The following is a 19,982-nucleotide window of genomic DNA, read 5'->3' as shown; positions in this document are numbered from 1 at the left end:
CCAAAACAGGCTACCTGAAAACTTCCGGTTACACGGAAAGGTTTTCAGCCAGCTTTTTGCCTTTGCCTTCTTTTGTGCCAAACCACAAATGCAGCGGGGCGAGCAGCTCTAAAACGAGGCGGGCGAATAGGGGGCTGTTAATCGGCTCGTCTTCATCGCGGCCGTATACTTGGGCGACTTCTGGGTCTTGGTTTTGGCCGGGGTAGTCGCGGCTGTCGCGGTATTTGCCGCGGGCGGCGGTAAGGGCTTTTTCAGGTAGCCCTTGAGCAGAGAGGTCTTCGGCGGTGCAGGCTTTGGCAGCGGCAAGGCTGGTGCGGGGGAAGAAGGGCAGCGGCTGTTGTTGGCCGAGCAGGTAGTAGTCGAACCAGCGGGCAAGTTGCTCGGCGGCTTCCGCTTGCGGCAGCGGAGGCAGGGTTTGCGGGCTGTCGAGGGAGACGAGGTGGGTGGCTTGTGCTTGCGGGCAGACGGCGCAATACACAAGGTGTTGCAGCCACAGCCTAATTTCGGCGGGGGCTTTGAGTTCGGCGGCGTGGTAGAAGATTTGGCCGTGCTGGTGCAGGTGGGTGAGGCTGCCGACGAGGGTGTGGCCGCCGTGCTCGAAACGGAAGGGGAAGTCGGGCTCGCGCGGGCTGGCGAGCAGTTCGGAATCGAGCTGTTTGGCGGCGGTGCGCTCAGGCTCTTGCAGGATTTCGCCGAGCAGGCCGGCGGGCAGGAGGCTGTCGGCCTGCAGCTTGGCTTCGGTTTGGGCGAAATCTTCGCAGTGGCGGCGGGCATCGAGGTAGCGCTGTTTCACTTCGTCGGAGCGCTCGATGGCGTAGGGCTCGGCGGAATCGGCGGGGCGGTCGGCATAGGGGCCTTTCCATTGCAGGGTGTGGCGCAACCAATAGCGCACGGGGTTGCTCCAGAAGTTTAGGAAACTGTCGAGCGATACGGCGGGCTCGGCTGCGGCTTCGGGCAGGGTATCGCTGATAAAGGGTACAGCTTCGGCGGCGGGCTGGTTGAGGGCTTGGGCGTAGTCTTGGCGGAGGCCGGCTAGGCTACCTGAAAGCCCGTTTTCGCTGAGGCCGACTGAATTTTCCCCATCTACTTGCGGGGCAAAGTAGCGGGTGGAAAAGGCTTGCAGGGGATGTTGGCGCACATGGGCGGCGGCGAAATCGGCGCTGCTCTGGCCGGCCATTTGTGCCAGCGTGTCGATGAGTTCGCTCAGTAGCGGCGAGGGGGCTTGGGCTTCGTCTTTGAGGTGGTCGCGGCCGATGTAGGACAGATAGAGGTGGCTGCGCGCGCTGAGCAGGGATTCGAGGAACAGGTAGCGGTCGTCGTCGCGGCGGGAACGGTCGCCGGATTGGGGGTGGCGGGCGATGAGGTCGAAGGCAGGGGCGGGGGTTTGGCGCGGGTATTTGCCGTCGTTCAGGCCGAGCAGGCACACAGTGTCGAACGGCAGGCTGCGCATGGGCACCATGCTGCAGAAGGTGATGCCGCCGCGCAAAAAGGCGGCTTCGCTGCTTTGGCCGAAGAAGCGGCACAGGTGCTGGCAGGCGGTGTCGGGCGGCAGGGCCGCGGCATAACCTGCCAGCGCGGCTTCTTCCTGCCATGCGGCCAAGGCCTGGCTGATTTGCTGCCAGGCGGCTTGGTCGGCTTCGGCGGGGGTATCGCCCGCGGCATCGGTCAAGAGGGCGCGGAAACGTTCGATCCAGCCTTCGATGGATGTGGGGCTTTGCCAGCGGCGGTGGTGCTCGCGCAGTTTGCCCAGCAATACGAACCAAGCGGCTTGAGCAGGCTGGCGGGCAAAATCGGCCGGCCAGGGGTGTACGCCCTGCCACAGCGTATCTTCGCCTTCAGGTAGCAGCCAGCCCAGCACGCTGCGTTCGGCGGCCTGCTGCCAAGTGAAGGCTTTGCCGCTGCCGCCGTGCTCAGCGCGCATTTCGGCATCCGCGCCCCAATGTACGTTGAGTTCGGCCACGCTGCGGCGCAGGAATTCGGCATCGGTTTCATCAATCTGCCAATGGCGGCGCACCGCTTGGGCATCGAGTAGGGGCAGCAGGCGTTCGGTTTCAAAGCGGCTTTGCATCAGGGCGATGAGCTGCTCGGCCAGCAGCATCAAGGGCTGGCTGCGGCTGAGGCGCACGTCGGCCACGGAATACGGTAGGGCGCGGCTGCCGGGCGCGGCTTCACCGAATACGGCGCGGATGAAGGGCAGGTAGTCTTCCACGGCGGGGGTGAGTACAGCGATGTGGTGCGGCTGCAGCTCGGGCTTGTCCGCCAAACGGCGCAACAGGTGTTCTTTAAGGATTTGCAGCTCGCGCAGGGGGCTGTGGGCGGCTTGGATCACGATGCTGCCGTCCATCTGCGCGCTGCCTTTTTCAGGTAGCCTCAACAGCTGGATATCGGCCTGCAAGCGTTGCAGCAGGCTGGGCGATTCGGGCGGCGCGGGGAAGAGTTCCACCTGCTCCATGGCGCGGGTGCTCACGGCTAGGCGGTCGAAAAAGTCGCGCCCCTGTTTGCCCAGCGAGGAGAGCAGCGGGTGGCCGGCTTCTTCGGCTGCGGGTTCGGCCTGTACGGCCAGCCGTTTCGGGCTTTGGATGTCGCCCCAGTATTGCTGGCTGGGATTAACCGCGAACAGGTGCACATCGGTGTGCTCGGCCAGGGCCTGTAACAAATCCAGATACACCGGCGCCAGCGTGGAAATGCCGAACGCCAAATAACGCTGCGGCAGGCGCGCCGGATTCAGCGCGGCCAGCAGCCGTTCGTGCTGCGCGGCGCGGTGGGCGGCGGGGGTGTCGGCGGCGAGCGTGCGCCACAACGCGGCCTGCCAGGCTTCGTCTGCGCCCAAACCGTTGAGCTTGCCCTGCTCCCATTGTGCGAGCCAATGCGGGCGGTACACCAAATATTGGTCGAACACGTCCGCCAGCCGCCCCGCCAAATGATAAGCCGCCGCCGTACTGCTTTTCAGGTAGCCCTGCAACACTGCGGGCAAGGCCGAGTCGGCACTTTCCAGCAGCGGCAGCAGCCGCCAGCGCAACACTTCCGGCGCAAACGGGTTCAGGCGCGGCGCATCCGGCAGGAAGCGGCACGTGAGCTGCCAGCTCAGTGCCGCCGGCAGGCTGAAATTCAAATTGGCCGCAATGCCGCTGCGCTCGGCCAAATAGTGGTTGAGATAACGGCGCATCCCCTGGCTCTGCACCACGATTTCCTCCGGCGCAAACACCGCTTCCGGCGGCGCAGTCTGCATCAGTGCAACGGCGGTTTCGGCAAGGAATTCTAGGCGGTTGGAAGAATAAAGGTGGAGCATGGCGCGGGCGGGAGTAAACAATTAAGAAGGAATCGACATTATATAGCGAACAGCCGGGTTTGGCGGCGCGGTGGAAGGCTACCTGAAATGGCGATGGCGGGATTGACGGAATACATGGTGGCAGGCAAAGTCAGCTTTTGGGTTACCACCCGTTTTCAGGTAGCCTCATTCAGGTTGGCAGGATAAAACCGTTCCGACGGGATGACTTGCAGCCCGCCATCTTGCAGGCTACCTGAAACCCCGTAGGAATGTGCTTGATACCTGCCCGCAGCCCTAACAAGGGCTACCTGAAATTGGCACGGCATGACTTGCCCGACACTTGCAGCTTGCTTACTGCTACGCTGCAATACCATCCGCCCGCCGCGCCGTTCTTTCGGTTTGCCGCGCCCGCTGTTACAATCGCGGCTGCCCTTCGGGCTGGCGGCGGTGCTGTTTAATTCAGCCGGAACGGGTGTTTTAGCAAAACCTGTTGTACTTATTTCAGGTAGCCCAGGGTCTGCCATTGAACAGATTGAAAGGAAAGAATGATGGGTATTTCAAGCGGCTGGCATTGGCTGGTGATTTTGATTGTGGTGGTGCTGATTTTCGGCACGAAGAAGCTGCGCAATGTGGGCAAAGACCTCGGCGGGGCAATTCACGATTTTAAAAAGGGCTTAAATGAAGGCAGCGGGGGCGAGAGCGAAACGGCTGCGCCCAAGCAGGTTATTGAGCATAAAGAAGAGAAGCCGGGCGAATAGGCGATGTTTGATTTCGCGTTCAGCGAGATGCTGCTGGCAGCGCTGGCGGCGCTGGTGGTGCTGGGGCCGGAACGGCTGCCGCAGGCGGCGCGGGCTGCCGGGCGGATGGCGGGCAAACTCCAACATTTGGCCGGCAGCCTGAAGGCGGAGCTGGCACAGCACGCGGATATGGCGGATTTGCGCCGGATGCAGGAAACGCTGGCGGATACGGCCAACGAGTTGCGCCAGGAAATGCAGCATTTGCGTTCGTCGGCCGCGCCGGATGTGCCGGCCTGGGAGCGTTTGCCGCCGCAGCGCACGCCGGCGGATTTCGGCTTGGATGAAGACGGCCTGCCCACCCTGCGGGATACGCCCCATGCCCCGGGCTTTCACACGCCTTCGCTGGGGCAGCGCTCGCGCGCGCGCCGGCGCAAGCTGCAGTCGCGCGTGCGAGTGCGGCCGCGTTTGCGGGTGCGCAAACAGGCGGGGAGGGGCAGATGAACGCGCAGCCTTTGGTGGAGCATTTGAAGGAATTGCGCCGCCGCCTGATTTGGGTGGCGGCGGTGTTGCTGCTATGCTTATTTGCGGCGGTGCCGTTTGCCAACCGGCTGTATGCGCTGGTGGCCAAACCTTTAATGGCGAGCCTGCCGCCGGGGGCGCATATGCAGGCGATTGATGTGGTTGCGCCGGTGTTTGTGCCGCTGAAGGTGGCGCTGATGGCAGCGTTTTTGGTGTCGCTGCCGCATACGCTCTACCAGCTGTGGGCGTTTGTGGCGCCGGCGCTCTACCGGCACGAGAAACGGTTGGTGCTGCCGCTGTTGCTTTCGAGCGTGGGGCTGTTTTTTGCGGGGATGGCGTTTTGCTATTTTTTGGTGTTCCCGCTAGTGTTTAAAGTGTTTGCCTCGGCCACGCCGGAAGGGGTGAGCATGATGACGGACATCGACCGCTACCTTTCCTTCGTGTTGGGGATGTTTGTGGCTTTCGGTATGGCGTTTGAGCTGCCGGTGTTGGTGGTGCTGCTGTATCGGATGGGGGCGGTATCGCTCGCGGCGCTGAAAACGGCGCGGCCTTATGTGGTGGTGGTGGCGTTTGTGGTGGCGGGGATTGTGACGCCGCCGGATGTGATTTCGCAGTTTCTGCTGGCGGTGCCGCTGATTGCGCTGTATGAGGCTAGCTTGCTGATGTGCCGGCTGTTTAAGCCGAATGCAGAGGCGGCGGAAACTGTGGAAGCAGATGAGACTACCTGAAAACGTCGGTTTTAGCGAGGCTAAACTCTTCATTTGCATTTTTAGGTAGCCTTTCCATTGCAGCAGGCGGGTGTAAAACCTGCCTTTACTGGTTTCAGGTAGCCTCTTTATTGATTCAATCCAATTCTTTTTTAATTTGAACAAGCAATGCCGATTTCGCAATCTTTTGCCTACCGCGCGGCTGTGTGCAGCCTGTTTGCGCTGATTTTCTTTTCCCTGGCTTGGGAGTTGTGGCTGGCGCCGCTGCGTTTGTGCGGCGGTGGCTTTGGCCTCGGGTTTTTTGTGTTGTGCCCGGTGTTTATGCGTGCGGGCAAGAAGGAGCGGGCATGATGTGGGAACGGTTGAAAGAAAGTTGGGTGGTGTGGCTGGGCATGGCGCTGATGGCGGTGGTGCCGTTTTTGTCGTCTTGGCGCACGGGGCCGCAGGGCGGCTGGTTTATTGAGAGCGGCTCGCTGCTGTTTGCCGCTTTATTTGCGCTGCTCACGCTGTGGCGCAATCCGGCGCGCGCGCGGCTGCCGGGGGCGATGGTGTTTTTTGTGCTGCTGGCGGGATTTTGGCTGGTGCAGGCGCGGATTTTGCGGTTGCCGTATCCGGAAATGTCGGATTTGACGGCGGCGGTGTTTTGCGTGATGGCGCTGCTGGCGTGGGCCTGCCGGCTTCAGGTAGCCCGGCTGGGGCAGGACAGGGTGGTGGAAATTTTTGCCTGGGCGCTGCTTTGCGGGGCGGTGTTGCAGGGCTTGGTGTGCGTGTTTCAGTTTATCGGCCACACTGCCTGGCTGCCGGGGATGATGCGCGCGCCGCAGAAGTATTTTGTGTTTGGCCAGGTGGGGCAGCGCAATCATTTGGGGCACTACATGATGTGGGGCGTGCTCGCGCTGGGCTACCTGTGGAGTAGACGGCGGCTGCCGGGGCTGATTGCGTTGGCGCTGGTGGTGTTTTTGCTGCAGGTGATCGGAGTGATTACGTCGCGCACGATTATGGTGTATGTGGGCGCCTTGCTGCTGCTGTTGCCGCTATTGTATGTGCTGGGCGGCCGCCCACTGCGCCGTTGGTGTGCGCTGACGGGGCTGTTGGTGCTGGGCGTGCTGGCGGCGCAGTTGATTATGCCTTGGCTGGTGGATACGTGGCTGGCTCCTGATGTGCAGTCTTCGGGCGTGGGGCGTTTGGTGTCGGGCGATGCGGCCAGCCCGGGGCGTGCTTCGGAATGGGCGAAGGCGTGGACGGTGTTTACCGAGCATCCGTGGCTGGGCGTGGGCTGGCAGGGCTATGCGCACGAGAGTTTCGCGCTGGCCATGCGCGGCTCGGAGTTTCGCAATTATGACGTGGGCGTGTTGTTTACCCACAGCCACAACAGCATGCTGGAAATCTTGGCCGAGATGGGCGTGGTGGGTGCCATCTTGGTGTTCGGCGGCTGGCTGGCGGTGGCCAAGGGCTACCTGAAAAAGGGATTGGGCGCGTCTTCGGCGTTGATGCTGGCTTTGATGGCCGTGTCGCTATGCCACAGCCTGTTGGAATATCCGCTGTGGTATGTGTATTTCCTCACGCCGTTTGCCGTGATGATGAGCCTCACGCCGGCCAAAGCGCCCGGCTGGTATATCGTGCAGGCCGGCAAGTGGCCGCAACGTTTCGGCATGGCCTTTGCCACGCTGGCGGCCGCCATCATTGTGCAATACGGCTTTGCCTACCACCGCTTGGTGTTCGCCTACGCCAATCCCACCGAAAACTATCCGCAATACAAGCAAGTGGACACTCTGCGCGAGCTGGAAAGCAAACACTATTTCCTCAAGTATTACGCGCAGATGGGCTTAATCCGCAAAGTGGATTGGCTGCGCCCGCTGCCCGAGTGGGGTCGTGATGCCGCCCTGCGTGCCAGCCTGTTCCGCCCCTATGCCAACACCGCTGTGCGTGCCTTCTATTTGGAGCAAGACGGCCACCCGAGCGAAGCTGCCGATTGGCTGGTGAACATGGGTCGCTACTACCCCAAACAAATGCCCGGCCTGCTCGGCATCACCGCCGCTTTCCGTGCCGCGCCCGAAGTGGTGCAGCCCCTGCGTGAGCAGTGCCAACGCTATGTGCAAACCATGCCCCAGGTCGCCGGCAACCTCACCTGCGGCAACGCTCCCGCCCCTGCTGGCAACAGCGGCAGTGGGGTGTGATGCGGGGGGGATGCTACCTGAAAATGAGCGAGGCGGATTGCGCCAGAACGATGTTTCAGCAAGGCCGAAGCTGAGTTTCTGTGAAGCTAATCCTCCTTCTGCCAAACGGCGGGCGGCATAACAATGCCGCCTTACCTTCATCTATACCGTAGGGCGGTGTGGTCACGCCGTCGAATACGGATGAATATAGTAAAAATGCCAAAAACCGCTGCTCAACATAGCAGCCAACATAAATTGGCAGGCCATGAAACCCATAAAACGGCAATCTGTGCGAAATAGCGGGCCAAAAACTGACGATAAATGTCAGTTTTGCAGATTCGCCAGTTGCGCAGAACAACCGCATAGGCTGGTTTCTTAAATTAAAATAAAACAAAAAATAATTTAAAAACATATATTTATAAAATAAATAAAACGGTTTTTTTGTTTTTTGGCACAGCCGTTGCTTTATGTTTCTCGTGGTGACGGCAAACAAGCCTAGCCGAAAACGAAGTTTTTTAGTTGTCTCCTTCTTTTGGTTGAAGTTCCCGGATCGAAAGATTCGGTTTATTTTAAGTTCCATTTTATTAAAGGAAAATGTCATGTTGAAACAAGTACAAAAAGGTTTTACCCTGATCGAGTTGATGATCGTTATCGCCATTATCGGTATCTTGGCTGCTCTGGCTCTGCCGGCTTACCAAGACTACACCATTCGCGCCAAAATGGGCGAAGTAGTATTGGCCGGTTCTACCTGCCGCACCACTATCCAAGAAGCTGCTGACTCTGGTCTGCGCGCCGCTCCTGCTGCTAACGGCTGGGGCTGTGGTGAAGCTGGTTCTACTACTACTGCCAGCAGCCAGTATGTGAAAGAAATCACCACTGATGCTAATGGTGCCATCACTGTAGAAGCTCAAAACATCAATGCTAAAGTTGACGGTAAGAAAATTACTCTGACTCCGTATTCTGACGATGCTAAGACTACTGCTATGCAATCAGGTGACTTTGTTGCACCCGCTAACAAACCGGTTAAAGGCTGGGTATGCAACTTCGACGGTGAGAAAAAATACACTCCTTCTTCTTGCCGCGGCTAATTGATGCGTAGCAAAAAAGAGCAGCCTAGGCTGCTCTTTTTCTAGTTTGTATGAGTATTGCAGCGGAGCGTATCTATGAGTGAATCCATAATCCCTGTGCCGCGCTGGCGTTTTGCCCTGCGCCTGGCTTCTTTCCATTTGCTCGGTAGCGCGGCATTGGCCGGTTTGGCTGCCTGGCTGGTGGTAAAGTTTTTATATCCGTATCCTTATTCGGAAATGCTTGGCGGCCTGCACTTGCTGCTGATGATGGTGGGGATTGATGTGGTGTGCGGCCCGCTGCTCACTTTGATTTTAGCCAATCCGAAAAAATCCAAAAGGGAAACCTGCGTGGATTTTGCCTTGGTGATTGCCATCCAGCTTGGAGCCTTGTCTTACGGCATTCATACCGTGCATTTGGCTCGGCCGGTGCATTATGCGTTCGACCACGACCGCTTCACTGTGGTTACCGCCGCCCAGCTCAGCGATGAAGATTTGGCCAAAGCGCCGGAAAATATGCGTTCTCTGCCTTTATATGGTGTAGAGCAAATCAGCTTGGCTGCCATTCCGCCGGAAGAAATGCAGGATAGCGTGTTATTGTCTTTAGGCGGTATCGAGCCGGTGGCGCGGCCTAATTTGTGGCTGCCGCTGGATGCGGCTAAAGAAACTGCCGATGTGAGTGCGGCCATGAAACCGGTGAGGCACTTAATTCAGCATAGGGCGGCACAACAGGCTGCTATCAAGCAAAAATTGGCAGAGATTAATCTGCCTGAGGCAGAAGCCTATTATCTGCCATTTACCAGCGATAAAAATAAAGAATGGATCGCCCTCTTGAATAAACAGGGGGAAATTGTGGGTTACTTGCCGATAGATGGCTTTATTGATTCAGGAAAAAATAATGCATAATACAAAAATAAACGGTTTCACTTTGATTGAGCTGATGATTGTGATTGCAATCATCGGTATCCTCACGGCGTTGGCCATCCCTTTTTATAATAACTACACAGGCCGGGCGAAAGTTTCCGAAGCCATCCAAGCTTCGTCGCGTTGCAAAAATACCATTTCTGAAGTGGCGAACACAGGTGTAACAGCAGACGTGTTAAACCAAGGGTTTGGTTGCGAAGGAAGCGGTGGGGTAAGCCAGTATGTGGCTGCCATTGAAACGGATGATAAAGGGGTAATCACCGTTACTTTGCAGAATATCCACGAACTCACCGGCGGTAAAATTTTGCTTACTCCGCTCAGGCCGGACGGCACTGCTATGCAGACGGCGGATTTCTTGGTGGGAACGCATCAGCCGGTGCATGGCTGGAAATGCTCACCCGGAGCATCATTAAGCGGCAAGCTAAATTTCTTGCCGGCTTCGTGCAGGGGATAGTGGTTTCTATAGCTGAATTTGAAGAGATACTTTGGAACGGATATATTGTGTGTCCGTTCCAATTTTTTACTTTTGAGAAGGAGTATTATGATGAACGAACTCATCTGCTATAAAACCATGCCGATATGGGATAAAACCACTATTCCGGAGGCAGTTTTGTCGCAGCACAACACACAGGTTGGTACGTATGGCAAGCTGCGCGTATTGCGCGGGTGGCTGAAGTTTTATGAATTGAAGGAAAACGGTGCGGTGATCGCAGAACATGTGTTGCAGCCGGAAAACGGGGTGTGGACGATTTACCCGCAAGCTTGGCACAAAGTGGAGCCTTTGGATGATGATTTTGCCATGCAGCTGGAATTTCATTGTGAAAAAGCTGATTATTTCCACAAAAAATATGGCATGACCGCCACACATTCCGCTATCCGCGAAGCGGTGCAATCCGTGCCGCCGTGCAAGACGCTGGATTTAGGCTGCGGGCAGGGGCGTAATGCGTTGTTTTTAAGCTTGGCCGGATATGATGTGCACGCTGTAGACCATAGCCCGGCAGCAGTGGACTCGGTGTTGGATATGGCTGCACGCGAACAGCTGCCGCTGCGGGCGGATGCTTACGATATTAACGTTGCTGCCTTGGGCGAAGATTATGATTTTATCTTCTCCACCGTGGTGTTTATGTTCCTCCAGGCCGGCCGTGTATCGGATATTATTGCCGATATGCAGGCGCACACTCGTGCCAGTGGCTATAACTTGATTGTGTCGGCGATGGATACGGCAGACCATCCCTGCCATATGCCGTTCTCGTTCACATTTAAAGAGGACGAATTGCGGCAGTATTACGCCGGCTGGGAATTGCTGAAGTACGAAGAAGCTGTGGGCTCGCTGCACGCCACCGATGCACAAGGGCGGCCGATTCAGTTGAAGTTCGTTACGATGTTGGCGAAGAAGCCCGGTAAATAATTTTGTATTCTGCATTAAGAGGAAGGCTACCTGAAAGTTTCAGGTAGCCTTTTGTGTTCATATGGCCAAGGCAATTATTTCATGCAAGACATATGGCAAGACGATCTAATGCAACAGGAGGTGAAGAGCTTTGGCAGCCGGTGAAGGCTACCTGAAATTTTATAGTGAATTAAAATTAAGAATGCTACAGCGTTGGCTCGCCTAACCATACTACCTGCACTATCTGCGGCTCGCCGCCTTGCCTCATTCTCATTTTAATCCACTATAGTTTCACTGGAACTTACGAAGCTCGTTTTAACTTTGATGAAACCTCGCTTTCAGGTAGCCTGAATGGTTTGTTATTGCAGGCATCCCTTATCTGGAATGCTGCATATTATATTGCTGATCCGCCGCTCCACATCTATCGGCTTCCTAACTCCGTTCTGTGCCCAGCCTTCTGTTTCTGCTATGATAACCGTCTTTGGGGCCATACTTGCGTACCAAGCGGGCGGCCATATTTTTCAGGTAGCCGCAACCATACAGGCTACTTGAAAGCGTGAGCTTCAACGAAGCTCAAACATCAGCCCCGGCTAAAGCTAAAACCTAAATTTCTATTTAAATATAAAGTACCACACCATGTTCAACCGTTTATTCTCCTGGTTTGAAAACCGCATTGATCCCTATCCAGCCAGCGAGCCGAAAACCCCGCGCAACGGGCTGTTTGGCTTTATTTGGAGCAATCTCGAAGGTGTGCGCGGCTGGCTCGTGCTGCTGGCGCTGCTCTCCGGCGGTATCGGCATTGGCGAAGCCTTGCTGTTTCAATTTATCGGTAAAATCGTCGACTGGCTCGGCCGCTATACGCCTGAGACGCTGTTTGCCGAAAAAGGCTTGGCACTCGTTGGCATGGGCGTGCTGATGGTGGTGCTGGTGATTTGGACGTTTTTCACTTCCTCCATCCGCCTGCAGGTATTGCAGGGCGTATTCCCCATGCGCCTGCGTTGGAATTTCCACCGCCTGATGCTCGGCCAATCACTCAGCTTTTATCAAGACGAGTTTGCCGGCCGCGTGTCGGCCAAAGTGATGCAGACCGCGCTGGCCGTGCGCGATACGGTAATGACCATCGCCGATATGGTGATGTATGTGCTGGTGTATTTCATCACTTCCGGCGTGATTTTGGTGGCGCTGGATAGCTGGCTGCTGCTGCCTTTTGTGGGCTGGCTCATCGGCTTCAGCCTGGTAATGCGCTTTCTGATTCCCCGGCTTGGCCAAACCGCCGCCCGCCAGGCCGATGCCCGCTCACTGATGACCGGCCGCGTTACTGATGCCTACGCCAACATCGCCACCGTGAAACTCTTCTCCCACGGCGCACGCGAAGCCGATTATGCCCGCCGTTCGATGGAAGAGTTTATGGTAACCGTGCACGCTCAAATGCGGCTGGCCACCCTGCTCTACAGTGCCAGTGCCGCAGTAAACACCACGCTCACCCTTTCCACTGCCGTGCTCGGCATTTGGCTGTGGCACAATGGCCAGGTGGGCGTGGGCGCCGTGGCCACCGCCACTGCCATGGCGCTGCGCGTGAACGGGCTCTCGCAATACATCATGTGGGAATCCGCCCGACTATTTGAGAATATCGGCACTGTGGCCGACGGCATGGGCACGCTTTCCAAGCCGCAAACCATCCTCGACAAGCCCGATGCCAAGCCCCTGTTGGTGAACAAAGGCGAAATCTGCTTCAACCACATTGATTTCTCCTACGAGCCCGGCAAGCCCCTGCTTAACGGCTTCAACCTACACATCAGCCCCGGCAAAAAAGTCGGCCTTATCGGCCGCAGCGGTGCCGGCAAATCCACCATTGTGAATCTGCTATTGCGTTTCTATGAGCCGCAGAGCGGTCAAATCTGCATCGACGGGCAAAATATCGATAGCGTTACCCAAGAAAGCCTGCGCGCCCAAATCGGTCTGGTCACACAAGACACCAGCCTGCTGCACCGCTCGGTGCGCGACAATATCGTCTACGGCCGCCCCGACGCTACCGAAGAAGACATGTTGCAAGCCGCCCGGCGTGCCGAAGCTGCCGAATTCATCCCCCAGCTTTCCGATGCCAAAGGCCGCAAAGGCTACGATGCCCATGTGGGCGAGCGCGGCGTGAAGCTTTCCGGCGGCCAGCGCCAACGCATCGCCATCGCGCGCGTGATGCTCAAAGACGCACCGATTCTGCTTTTGGACGAAGCCACCAGCGCGCTCGATTCTGAAGTGGAAGCCGCTATCCAAGAAAGCCTCGGCACCATGATGGAAGGCAAAACCGTTATCGCCATTGCTCACCGCCTCTCCACCATCGCCGCCATGGACCGCCTCATCGTGCTCGACAAAGGCCGTATCGTGGAAGAAGGCAACCACGCTGAACTCTTGGCTAAAGGTGGCCTCTATGCCAGCCTGTGGGCACATCAAAGCGGCGGCTTTCTCAACGTAAAAGAGCTGGAGGCAGGGCAGACGCTTGAGAAGGAGTAAAGCCTGCTGGCTGTCGAACAAACATGAAGGAAGGCTACCTGAAAATTTTCAGGTAGCCTTTTGCCGTATTTTGCTTTAATTCGCGTTCATATTGATGTTGTCTTTAAATTGTGCGTTTGATACTTGCACCATCAGTGGATCGGCTGAGCCGATGGCTTTGAGATCGTGATGTGCTCCTTACGCCGTGTTGAAAATGAAATTTATCCTTTTAATTATTAAGGACAATTTACATTATGGCGGGCTGCCTGAAAAGTGAATTCGCCCTTTATCATTCACGCTAATCTAATTGTTTCAAACATGCATGAGGGTAAGGCGGCAATCTATGCTGCCAGGAGAGCCGACGCGCATCCTATTTGGAACGACTATATAGCTGAAGCACTTATTTTCATACAAGGCAAACTAACACTGTATGAGGAGATAAGTGTTTTATCTATCACAACGCCAATAACAAAACAAGCCCGAACCTTGTGGATTCGGGCTGTTGCTATTTTCTGCTACACTTTAAAGCTTGGCGGTACCATTGATTTTCCGATTAATCAGCCACTGTTGCGCCATACTCAAGAGGTTGTTCACCACATAGTAGAGCACCAGGCCGGCGGGGAAGAAGAAGAACATCACGGAAAAAGCCAGCGGCATGATTTTCATCATTTTGGCCTGCATCGGGTCGCTCGGTGGTGGGCTGAGTTTGGTTTGGATATACATGGTCAGCGCCATCAGAATTGGCAGGATGTAGAGTGGGTCGGGGCGAGCCAGGTCAGCCACCCAGCCCCACGGGGCCTGGCGCAGCTCAACAGAGGCGAGCAGCACCCAATACAGACCGATAAACACGGGGAACTGCAACAGCATGGGTAGGCAGCCGCCCAGAGGGTTGATTTTCTCGTCTTTATACATCTTCATCATGGCCTGTTGCAGCGCTGCACGGTCGTCACCGTGCTGTTTTTTCAGCATTTCCAGCTTAGGTGCAACGGCACGCATTTTGGCCATGGAGCGGTAAGAAGCGTTGGTGAGCGGCAGCAGCAGGGTTTTGACGATGATGGTCAGCAAAACGATGGACCAGCCCCAGTTGCCGATGAGACTGTGCAGCCAGTTGAGCAAGCCGAACAGCGGCGCGGCCACCACATGGGTACGGCCATAGTCTTTCACCAGCTCCAAGCGGTCAGCCACTTTGCTGATCACGGCGTATTCCTGCGGGCCGGCATACAATTCGGCAGGCACGCTCAGTTTCTGGCCAGCAGCAATCGCGGGCAGCGGCATACGCACGCCAGCGGAGTAAAGGTTGTCGCTGCGGCGTTTGATATCGAGCAAGCAGTTGCCGTTTTGGCAGATGCTGTTGCCATCTTTGGGCTGTAACACCCATACGGTGGTGAAGTAGTGCTGAGTGAAGCCAACCCAGCCGCTGGTAGCGGTGCGCTGGTAATCGGCGCGATCACGTTTGCTCTCGAAGTCGTCGTCCAAATCTTTAAACGGCACTTTTTGGAAGTTACCATCGGGCGTGTAGGCTACTGGGCCGACATAGGTTTGGTTGAAATAACCGCTGCCCTCGGGCGTGCTGTTGTCGCGCAGCACACGATACACGCCGTCCAGCTTCAGCGGGGTATCAGTGTGGTTGGTAATATCGAACCGTACATCAATAAGGTAGCTGCCTTTACGGAAGGTGTACACTTTGTCTACCTGAACGCCGTTGGTTTCTGGTGCGCTCAAGCGCACTTCCAGCGTATCTCCATTGAGGGTGTAGCTGTTTTGCGGGGCTTTGAAGCTGCTGTCTTGTAGCAGGTAGTTGCCTTTTTGGTCGATCAACAGCGATTGCACCAAGTATTTGTGCTCGTTGTTGTCGGAGAGCAGGGTGAAGGTTTTGCTGGCATCGCCGGCGGAGTTGTGTTTGAGTAAATCCAGCCCGCGCAAATCGCCGCTGTTTTCATCGATTACGGCTTTAAGCGTGTCGGTGCTTACGGTAATCGGCTTGGTGGGCGGCAAATCGTTCCCGGCCACGGGGGCGGCGGCTTGCTGTTCCGTCTGCGCGGCTGCCTGTTCGGGCTGTTGCGGCTGGGGATTGAAATAATTCCAAACCATCAAGGTCAGGATAGCGATAATGGCAAAAACCACCGTCCGCTTCAATTCGTTGTTGGATTCCATAATCAGGTTCCGTTTGAAAACAGGAGAAAACGGCAGTCTGCATTCCAATGCAGGCTACCTGAGAATTCTGCCGCCATGCGGTACGAATACCGTAGGCAGGCTTAAGGCACAGGGTCGTAACCGCTGCCTCCCCACGGATGGCAACGGCCGATGCGCTTGGCTGCCAGCCAGCCGCCTTTGAGTGCACCGTATTTGCTCACCGCCTCAATGGCGTATTGCGAACAAGTGGGCTGATAACGGCAGCGCGGCGGCAGCAGCGGGCTGATTGCGTATTGGTAAAACCGGATCAGCCCCAGCAGGATTTTGGCTAGCATGGTTTTTTCGGTACAATCTGTTCCAACTGTGCCAACACCTGCTGCCGCTCTGCCTTGTCGAAGGGACGGCGCACACGAATCACCAAATCGCTGCTGTCTAAATGGTGCCGATTGAGACGGAACCATTCGCGCAGCGTGCGTTTCATATAATTGCGGCGGTTGGCACGTAGGGCAGTTTTCTTGGCCACCACCAAACCCAGCCGCGGATGTCCCAGCCCGTTGGGCTTGTGCCACAGTTGGATATCCGGCCGCGATTTCAGCCGGCGTAAAGCAAAAACGGATGAGAAATCATCCGTTTTCAGTAAGCGGTATGGTTTGCCGAAACAGTAATCCACTGTTACACGGCCAAACGTTTACGGCCTTTGGCGCGACGAGCAGCCAACACGGCACGGCCGCCGCGTGTTTTGGAGCGGACCAAGAAACCATGGGTACGTTTGCGGCGGATAACGGAGGGTTGATAAGTGCGTTTCATGATGTTTCCCGTAGAATAATCTCAAATCAGAAAGCAATGTATTACACCTGATTTTGCTGAAATTGTCAAACTGTTCGTGCTGTGGGCCGCTTTTCCTCCTGTCTTGGTTTGCCTCCTGAGTTTTAGGTATAATCTACCGGTACGTACCGTACCCAGATACGGTGGTGCCCCGCACACCTTTTGCCGCTTCCCTTGTATTCTTTTCAGAATAGCCACCATGACGCTCGACCAATTCTGGCCACACTGTCTGCATCATTTGCGCCACACTCTGCCCGCCAAACAGTATCAAAGCTGGATTGCGCCCTTGGGCGTGGGCGAAGGGGCGGGTGGCGAATGGGTGGTGTACGCCCCCAGCCGCTTTGTATTGAATATGTTGCGCTCTCGCTATGCTGCCAAAATCGGCAAGCTGCTGGCGGAAAGGCTACCTGAAAACACACCCACACTGCTGTTCGAGCAAGGGGAAGGCAAACACTATGCTCCGGCAGGCAATCCACCGCCGGCGTATGCTGCCAAAGCTGTTGCGCCAACCGAGCAAGTTAGTAAATCAGCCGCCTCGCAACATGCCGATAAACGTAGCGCCCTAGAAATCGTGCAATTCCGCTTAGAGAGTTTGGGCATCAACCCGCAGGTCGAGCCGGCTGAGCAATCCGTACCGACCAAACTAGAAGCCAAGTCCGCCCGAGCCAAACCCATTGCCAAACGCGAAGAGCGGCAGAAGCAACACTATGCGCAAACCAATTTGTCGCCAGAATACACTTTCGACACTTTGGTGGAAGGCAAAGGCAACCGCTTGGCTGTGGCCGCTGCCCGTTCTATTGCCGAAAACCCAGGCAAAAACTACAACCCCTTCTTTTTATACGGCAGCACCGGCCTGGGCAAAACCCATCTGGCGCAGGCCGTGGGCAATGAACTGCTGCGCCTTAAGCCCGAAGCCAAGGTTTACTATATGCATGCTGAAGATTTCGTGCGCGGTATGATTCAGGCCTTCCGCAACCACGCCCATGATGCCTTCCGCCAGCAATACAAGCCCTACGATTTCCTCATTATCGACGACATCCAGTTCATCAAAGGCAAAGACCGCAGCATGGAAGAGTTTTTCCACCTGTATAACCATTGCCACCACCACAAAAAACAGATTATCCTTACCTGCGATGTGTTGCCCACCAAAATCGACGACATGGACGACCGCCTGAAATCCCGTTTTTCATGGGGTTTGACGCTGGAGTTGGAGCCGCCGGAATTGGAAATGCGGGTGGAGATTTTGCAGAAAAAAGCCGATTCTGTGGGCGTGGAGTTAAAAGAGGAAGCCGCCTTTTTCATCGCCACACATATCCGTTCCAACGTGCGCGAGCTGGAAGGCGCGTTTAAACGGGTGGAAGCGCGCAGCCGCTTCGAACATAAGCCGATTGATGTGGAGCTGGCCACCGAAGCCCTGCAAGATATTGTGGCCGGCAACTTCAAGCCGATTAACCTGCCGTTGATTATGGATGCGGTGGCAAAATATTACGGTATCCGCACCGCCGACCTTATCGGCAAAAAGCGCGCGCAAAGCATCGTCCGTCCGCGCCATCTGGCCATCAAACTTGCCCGCGAGCTGACCACCCACAGCTACGAAGACATCGGCAAAGCCTTCGGCGGCCGCGACCACAGCACGGTGCTCAACTCCGTGAAAAAGGCCGACGAATTGCGGCAGGAAGATGCCGAAATTGCCCAAGATTACGAAAAACTATTGATTATAATCAAAAATTAAACCTAAGGAATCTGTATGTTGATTTTAGAAGCCGAGCGCGACACTCTGCTCAAACCGCTGCAAGCCGTTACCGGCATTGTGGAGCGCAAGCACACCTTGCCGATTCTCTCCAACGTGCTGATTGAGCGCACCGGCGGGCAAACCAATATTTTGGCCACCGATTTGGAAATCCAAATCCACACCCATGGCCCGCACACCGATGCCGAAGACTTCCGCATCACCACCAATGCCAAAAAACTGCAAGACATCCTGCGCGCCCTGCCCGAAGGCGCGATTGTGGCGCTGGATTGGGCGCAAAACCGCCTTACCCTTAAGGCCGGCAAATCCCGCTTCGCTCTGCAAACCTTGCCGGCCGAAGATTTCCCGTTGATGAGCATCGGCGAAGAAGTGGTTTCCGCCTTTACCCTGCCGCAGGAAACCTTCCGCAATATGCTCTCGCAAGTGCAATACGCCATGGCCGTGCAAGACATTCGCTATTATCTCAACGGATTGTTGATGCAGGTGGAAGGCAGCAATCTGCGCTTGGTAGCCACCGACGGGCACCGTTTGGCCTACTCCGCCGCCGTGATTGATGCCGACTTGCCCAAAGCCGAAGTGATCCTGCCGCGCAAAACCGTGCTCGAACTGTTCAAGCTGCTCAACCGCCCCGAAGAGCCCGTTACCGTGGAACTCTTGAATAACCAAGTGCGCTTCCGCTGCAACGACACCGTGGTGGTGAGCAAAGTGGTGGACGGCAAGTTCCCTGATTTCAACCGCGTGATTCCGCAAGATAACGACAAAATCTTCCTACTCGGCCGCCAACCGTTCTTGGGTGCACTGGAACGCGCCGCCATTTTGGCCAACGAAAAATTCCGCGGCGTGCGCCTGCAGCTGCGTCCTGGTCTGCTGAGCGTGTTGTGCAGCAACAGCGAGCAGGAAGAAGCGCGTGAAGAGCTGGAAATCGCTTATCAGGGTGCCGAGCTGGAAGTGGGCTTCAACATCAATTATCTGATGGACGTGTTACGCAACGTGCATGCCGAAGACATCCAACTGGCCTTCGGCGATGCCAACCGCTCCACCCTGTTTACCATCCCCGACAACGCTGATTTCAAATACATCGTGATGCCGATGCGCATTTAAGCTGTGTCGCTTGATACCGGCAGAGGCTACCTGAAAGCGAAACTTCAACGAAGTTCAAACCGCAAGATGGTGGTAAAAATTTTATTTAAATAAATGTGAAAAGAGCGCCCATGGGAATTTCATTTTTTACGACGCTTGAGCCTAGCTTAGTGGGCGCTTGGATACCCTCATTTGCGATGGTGCTGATACAATTCGTGTATATGTTTATCTATAAAGAGGTCGGCAGGCGTGCCACAGATACCTCGTGGTACGGCGCCGAAGATAGACGAAATGCGATCATAAGCACGCTACTACAAGTGGTGTTGCTTATTTTGTCGGTGTTCGTGCCGCTTAAAGCAGGCACCGTGTGGTTTTGGATCGGATCGGTGATCTATGTAGCGGCTTTTGCGGGCTTCATCAAGGCATTTTACGATTATGCGGCGGCATCTGTGGACAAAGCCGCACAAGGCGGCATCTACCGCCTGTCGCGCAATCCGATGTATCTCTTTTTCTTCCTCGGTATGGCGGGCGTTTGCATCGCTTCGGTATCGCTGTGGTTATTGATAGTGCTAGTGCCGTTTGTTTTGTATAACCACCTCTTAGTCCTAAGCGAGGAGCGCTACTGCGAGCAAATTTATGGGCAGGAGTATTTGGAGTATAAGCACAAGACGCCGAGATATTTTTTATTTAAATAAGGGGTGAATAAACCCCTAGGGTACACCGCAGTGCCACAACCCTAAATGTTTTATAAGATTTCAATACTAAAGAAAGAGTATCTTCGTAAAGAAAATTTGGCACTCGACGGCACTTTGTTTCTAACGCTTTGTCTAAAAGCCACCGCAAATGAACCGAAGACGATTAAAGATATGCGCAGAAACATTATCGAGCTGCCGGAGCAAGTAAGTAAAGTAGCCCCGCTTTGAACACAAACAATCAAACCATCCT

At 55.7% G+C, this 19,982-nt stretch carries 20 protein-coding genes; 13 read left to right on the top strand and 7 right to left on the bottom strand.

Translation table 11 applies throughout. The annotated features are described in order from the left end of the window. Positions 1-28: 28 nt before the first annotated feature. Positions 29-3,289 carry an exodeoxyribonuclease V subunit gamma gene (recC, locus tag A7P99_RS03745; RefSeq protein WP_067528104.1) on the bottom strand — a complete coding sequence of 1,087 codons (3,261 nt, stop codon included), beginning with the start codon at positions 3,287-3,289 and terminating at the stop codon, positions 29-31. Between the two features lie 155 nt (positions 3,290-3,444). Next, complete coding sequence (locus A7P99_RS09960) at positions 3,445-3,792, bottom strand: hypothetical protein (protein WP_153705682.1); 348 nt, start codon at positions 3,790-3,792, stop codon at positions 3,445-3,447. A 24-nt stretch (positions 3,793-3,816) separates the two neighbouring features. On the opposite strand from A7P99_RS09960, the gene tatA reads away from it, so the two are divergent. The 5 genes from tatA (at position 3,817) to A7P99_RS03720 (ending at position 7,408) form a co-directional block, all read left to right on the top strand. After that, positions 3,817-4,026 (top strand): Sec-independent protein translocase subunit TatA, encoded by a 210-nt coding sequence (tatA, locus tag A7P99_RS03740; protein ID WP_067528026.1) that lies wholly within the window; start codon positions 3,817-3,819, stop codon positions 4,024-4,026. 3 nt (positions 4,027-4,029) lie between these two features. Continuing rightward, positions 4,030-4,506 carry a Sec-independent protein translocase protein TatB gene (gene tatB, locus A7P99_RS03735; protein ID WP_067528028.1) on the top strand — a complete coding sequence of 159 codons (477 nt, stop codon included), beginning with the start codon at positions 4,030-4,032 and terminating at the stop codon, positions 4,504-4,506. Continuing rightward, positions 4,503-5,252 (top strand): twin-arginine translocase subunit TatC, encoded by a 750-nt coding sequence (gene tatC / locus A7P99_RS03730; protein ID WP_067528030.1) that lies wholly within the window; start codon positions 4,503-4,505, stop codon positions 5,250-5,252. Before tatB ends, tatC begins: the two co-directional genes overlap by 4 nt. A 147-nt stretch (positions 5,253-5,399) precedes the next feature. Beyond that, on the top strand, positions 5,400-5,582 hold the full coding sequence (locus A7P99_RS03725) for a hypothetical protein (RefSeq protein ID WP_067528032.1): 183 nt from the start codon (positions 5,400-5,402) through the stop codon (positions 5,580-5,582). Beyond that, positions 5,579-7,408: a PglL family O-oligosaccharyltransferase gene (locus tag A7P99_RS03720; protein WP_067686511.1), complete on the top strand. Its 1,830-nt coding sequence runs from the start codon at positions 5,579-5,581 to the stop codon at positions 7,406-7,408. Before A7P99_RS03725 ends, A7P99_RS03720 begins: the two co-directional genes overlap by 4 nt. A 55-nt stretch (positions 7,409-7,463) precedes the next feature. Here A7P99_RS03720 and A7P99_RS03715 read toward each other — a convergent pair whose 3' ends face one another. Beyond that, on the bottom strand, positions 7,464-7,880 hold the full coding sequence (locus A7P99_RS03715) for a hypothetical protein (protein WP_153705683.1): 417 nt from the start codon (positions 7,878-7,880) through the stop codon (positions 7,464-7,466). 106 nt (positions 7,881-7,986) lie between these two features. Between A7P99_RS03715 and A7P99_RS03710 the strand changes: the two genes are divergently transcribed. The 5 genes from A7P99_RS03710 (at position 7,987) to A7P99_RS03690 (ending at position 13,270) form a co-directional block, all read left to right on the top strand. Further along, complete coding sequence (locus tag A7P99_RS03710) at positions 7,987-8,475, top strand: pilin (RefSeq protein WP_067444307.1); 489 nt, start codon at positions 7,987-7,989, stop codon at positions 8,473-8,475. Positions 8,476-8,550: 75 nt separating this feature from the next. After that, a complete protein-coding gene (locus A7P99_RS03705) occupies positions 8,551-9,357 on the top strand; it encodes a hypothetical protein (protein ID WP_067528037.1) in 807 nt (268 codons plus the stop codon). Next, complete coding sequence (locus A7P99_RS10405) at positions 9,350-9,829, top strand: pilin (protein ID WP_067442291.1); 480 nt, start codon at positions 9,350-9,352, stop codon at positions 9,827-9,829. Before A7P99_RS03705 ends, A7P99_RS10405 begins: the two co-directional genes overlap by 8 nt. A gap of 87 nt (positions 9,830-9,916) precedes the next feature. Then, positions 9,917-10,783 (top strand): tellurite resistance methyltransferase TehB, encoded by an 867-nt coding sequence (gene tehB, locus A7P99_RS03695; protein WP_067686506.1) that lies wholly within the window; start codon positions 9,917-9,919, stop codon positions 10,781-10,783. Between the two features lie 615 nt (positions 10,784-11,398). Next, complete coding sequence (locus A7P99_RS03690; protein WP_067686505.1) at positions 11,399-13,270, top strand: ABC transporter ATP-binding protein; 1,872 nt, start codon at positions 11,399-11,401, stop codon at positions 13,268-13,270. A 501-nt stretch (positions 13,271-13,771) separates the two neighbouring features. Here the strand turns inward: A7P99_RS03690 and yidC are convergent. The 4 genes from yidC to rpmH all read right to left on the bottom strand — a co-directional run bounded on the left by yidC (position 13,772) and on the right by rpmH (position 16,189). Further along, positions 13,772-15,403: a membrane protein insertase YidC gene (gene yidC / locus A7P99_RS03685; RefSeq protein ID WP_067448311.1), complete on the bottom strand. Its 1,632-nt coding sequence runs from the start codon at positions 15,401-15,403 to the stop codon at positions 13,772-13,774. Positions 15,404-15,504: 101 nt separating this feature from the next. Further along, on the bottom strand, positions 15,505-15,717 hold the full coding sequence (gene yidD / locus A7P99_RS03680; RefSeq protein WP_067448313.1) for a membrane protein insertion efficiency factor YidD: 213 nt from the start codon (positions 15,715-15,717) through the stop codon (positions 15,505-15,507). Beyond that, positions 15,711-16,052, bottom strand: a complete 342-nt coding sequence (gene rnpA / locus A7P99_RS03675) for a ribonuclease P protein component (RefSeq protein ID WP_067686503.1) — start codon at positions 16,050-16,052, stop codon at positions 15,711-15,713. The genes yidD and rnpA overlap by 7 nt, the downstream gene beginning before the upstream one ends. Before the next feature lie 2 nt (positions 16,053-16,054). After that, positions 16,055-16,189, bottom strand: coding sequence for a 50S ribosomal protein L34 (gene rpmH, locus A7P99_RS03670; RefSeq protein WP_003824630.1), 135 nt, complete (start codon positions 16,187-16,189; stop codon positions 16,055-16,057). A 217-nt stretch (positions 16,190-16,406) separates the two neighbouring features. Between rpmH and dnaA the strand changes: the two genes are divergently transcribed. The 3 genes from dnaA to A7P99_RS03655 all read left to right on the top strand — a co-directional run bounded on the left by dnaA (position 16,407) and on the right by A7P99_RS03655 (position 19,732). Further along, positions 16,407-17,939 (top strand): chromosomal replication initiator protein DnaA, encoded by a 1,533-nt coding sequence (gene dnaA / locus A7P99_RS03665; protein ID WP_067528043.1) that lies wholly within the window; start codon positions 16,407-16,409, stop codon positions 17,937-17,939. A gap of 15 nt (positions 17,940-17,954) precedes the next feature. Further along, on the top strand, positions 17,955-19,058 hold the full coding sequence (gene dnaN / locus A7P99_RS03660) for a DNA polymerase III subunit beta (RefSeq protein WP_023887570.1): 1,104 nt from the start codon (positions 17,955-17,957) through the stop codon (positions 19,056-19,058). 110 nt (positions 19,059-19,168) lie between these two features. Next, the gene (locus A7P99_RS03655) at positions 19,169-19,732 is read left to right on the top strand and encodes an isoprenylcysteine carboxylmethyltransferase family protein (RefSeq protein ID WP_067442306.1); all 564 of its coding nucleotides are present in this window, start codon (positions 19,169-19,171) and stop codon (positions 19,730-19,732) included. Positions 19,733-19,982 lie beyond the last annotated feature (250 nt).

Origin of the sequence: Eikenella sp. NML120348 (assembly GCF_001648435.1) — a bacterium.
GTDB classification, from domain to species: domain Bacteria; phylum Pseudomonadota; class Gammaproteobacteria; order Burkholderiales; family Neisseriaceae; genus Eikenella; species Eikenella exigua.
This window is presented reverse-complemented; position numbering and strand designations above follow the sequence as displayed.

Coding starts and splice junctions, on each gene's coding strand:
- recC (WP_067528104.1), bottom strand. CDS start 3,289: ATGCTCCACCTTTATTCTTCCAACCGCCTAGAATTCCTTGCCGAAACC.
- A7P99_RS09960 (WP_153705682.1), bottom strand. CDS start 3,792: ATGGCAGACCCTGGGCTACCTGAAATAAGTACAACAGGTTTTGCTAAA.
- tatA (WP_067528026.1), top strand. CDS start 3,817: ATGGGTATTTCAAGCGGCTGGCATTGGCTGGTGATTTTGATTGTGGTG.
- tatB (WP_067528028.1), top strand. CDS start 4,030: ATGTTTGATTTCGCGTTCAGCGAGATGCTGCTGGCAGCGCTGGCGGCG.
- tatC (WP_067528030.1), top strand. CDS start 4,503: ATGAACGCGCAGCCTTTGGTGGAGCATTTGAAGGAATTGCGCCGCCGC.
- A7P99_RS03725 (WP_067528032.1), top strand. CDS start 5,400: ATGCCGATTTCGCAATCTTTTGCCTACCGCGCGGCTGTGTGCAGCCTG.
- A7P99_RS03720 (WP_067686511.1), top strand. CDS start 5,579: ATGATGTGGGAACGGTTGAAAGAAAGTTGGGTGGTGTGGCTGGGCATG.
- A7P99_RS03710 (WP_067444307.1), top strand. CDS start 7,987: ATGTTGAAACAAGTACAAAAAGGTTTTACCCTGATCGAGTTGATGATC.
- A7P99_RS03705 (WP_067528037.1), top strand. CDS start 8,551: ATGAGTGAATCCATAATCCCTGTGCCGCGCTGGCGTTTTGCCCTGCGC.
- A7P99_RS10405 (WP_067442291.1), top strand. CDS start 9,350: ATGCATAATACAAAAATAAACGGTTTCACTTTGATTGAGCTGATGATT.
- tehB (WP_067686506.1), top strand. CDS start 9,917: ATGATGAACGAACTCATCTGCTATAAAACCATGCCGATATGGGATAAA.
- A7P99_RS03690 (WP_067686505.1), top strand. CDS start 11,399: ATGTTCAACCGTTTATTCTCCTGGTTTGAAAACCGCATTGATCCCTAT.
- yidC (WP_067448311.1), bottom strand. CDS start 15,403: ATGGAATCCAACAACGAATTGAAGCGGACGGTGGTTTTTGCCATTATC.
- yidD (WP_067448313.1), bottom strand. CDS start 15,717: ATGCTAGCCAAAATCCTGCTGGGGCTGATCCGGTTTTACCAATACGCA.
- rpmH (WP_003824630.1), bottom strand. CDS start 16,189: ATGAAACGCACTTATCAACCCTCCGTTATCCGCCGCAAACGTACCCAT.
- dnaA (WP_067528043.1), top strand. CDS start 16,407: ATGACGCTCGACCAATTCTGGCCACACTGTCTGCATCATTTGCGCCAC.
- dnaN (WP_023887570.1), top strand. CDS start 17,955: ATGTTGATTTTAGAAGCCGAGCGCGACACTCTGCTCAAACCGCTGCAA.
- A7P99_RS03655 (WP_067442306.1), top strand. CDS start 19,169: ATGGGAATTTCATTTTTTACGACGCTTGAGCCTAGCTTAGTGGGCGCT.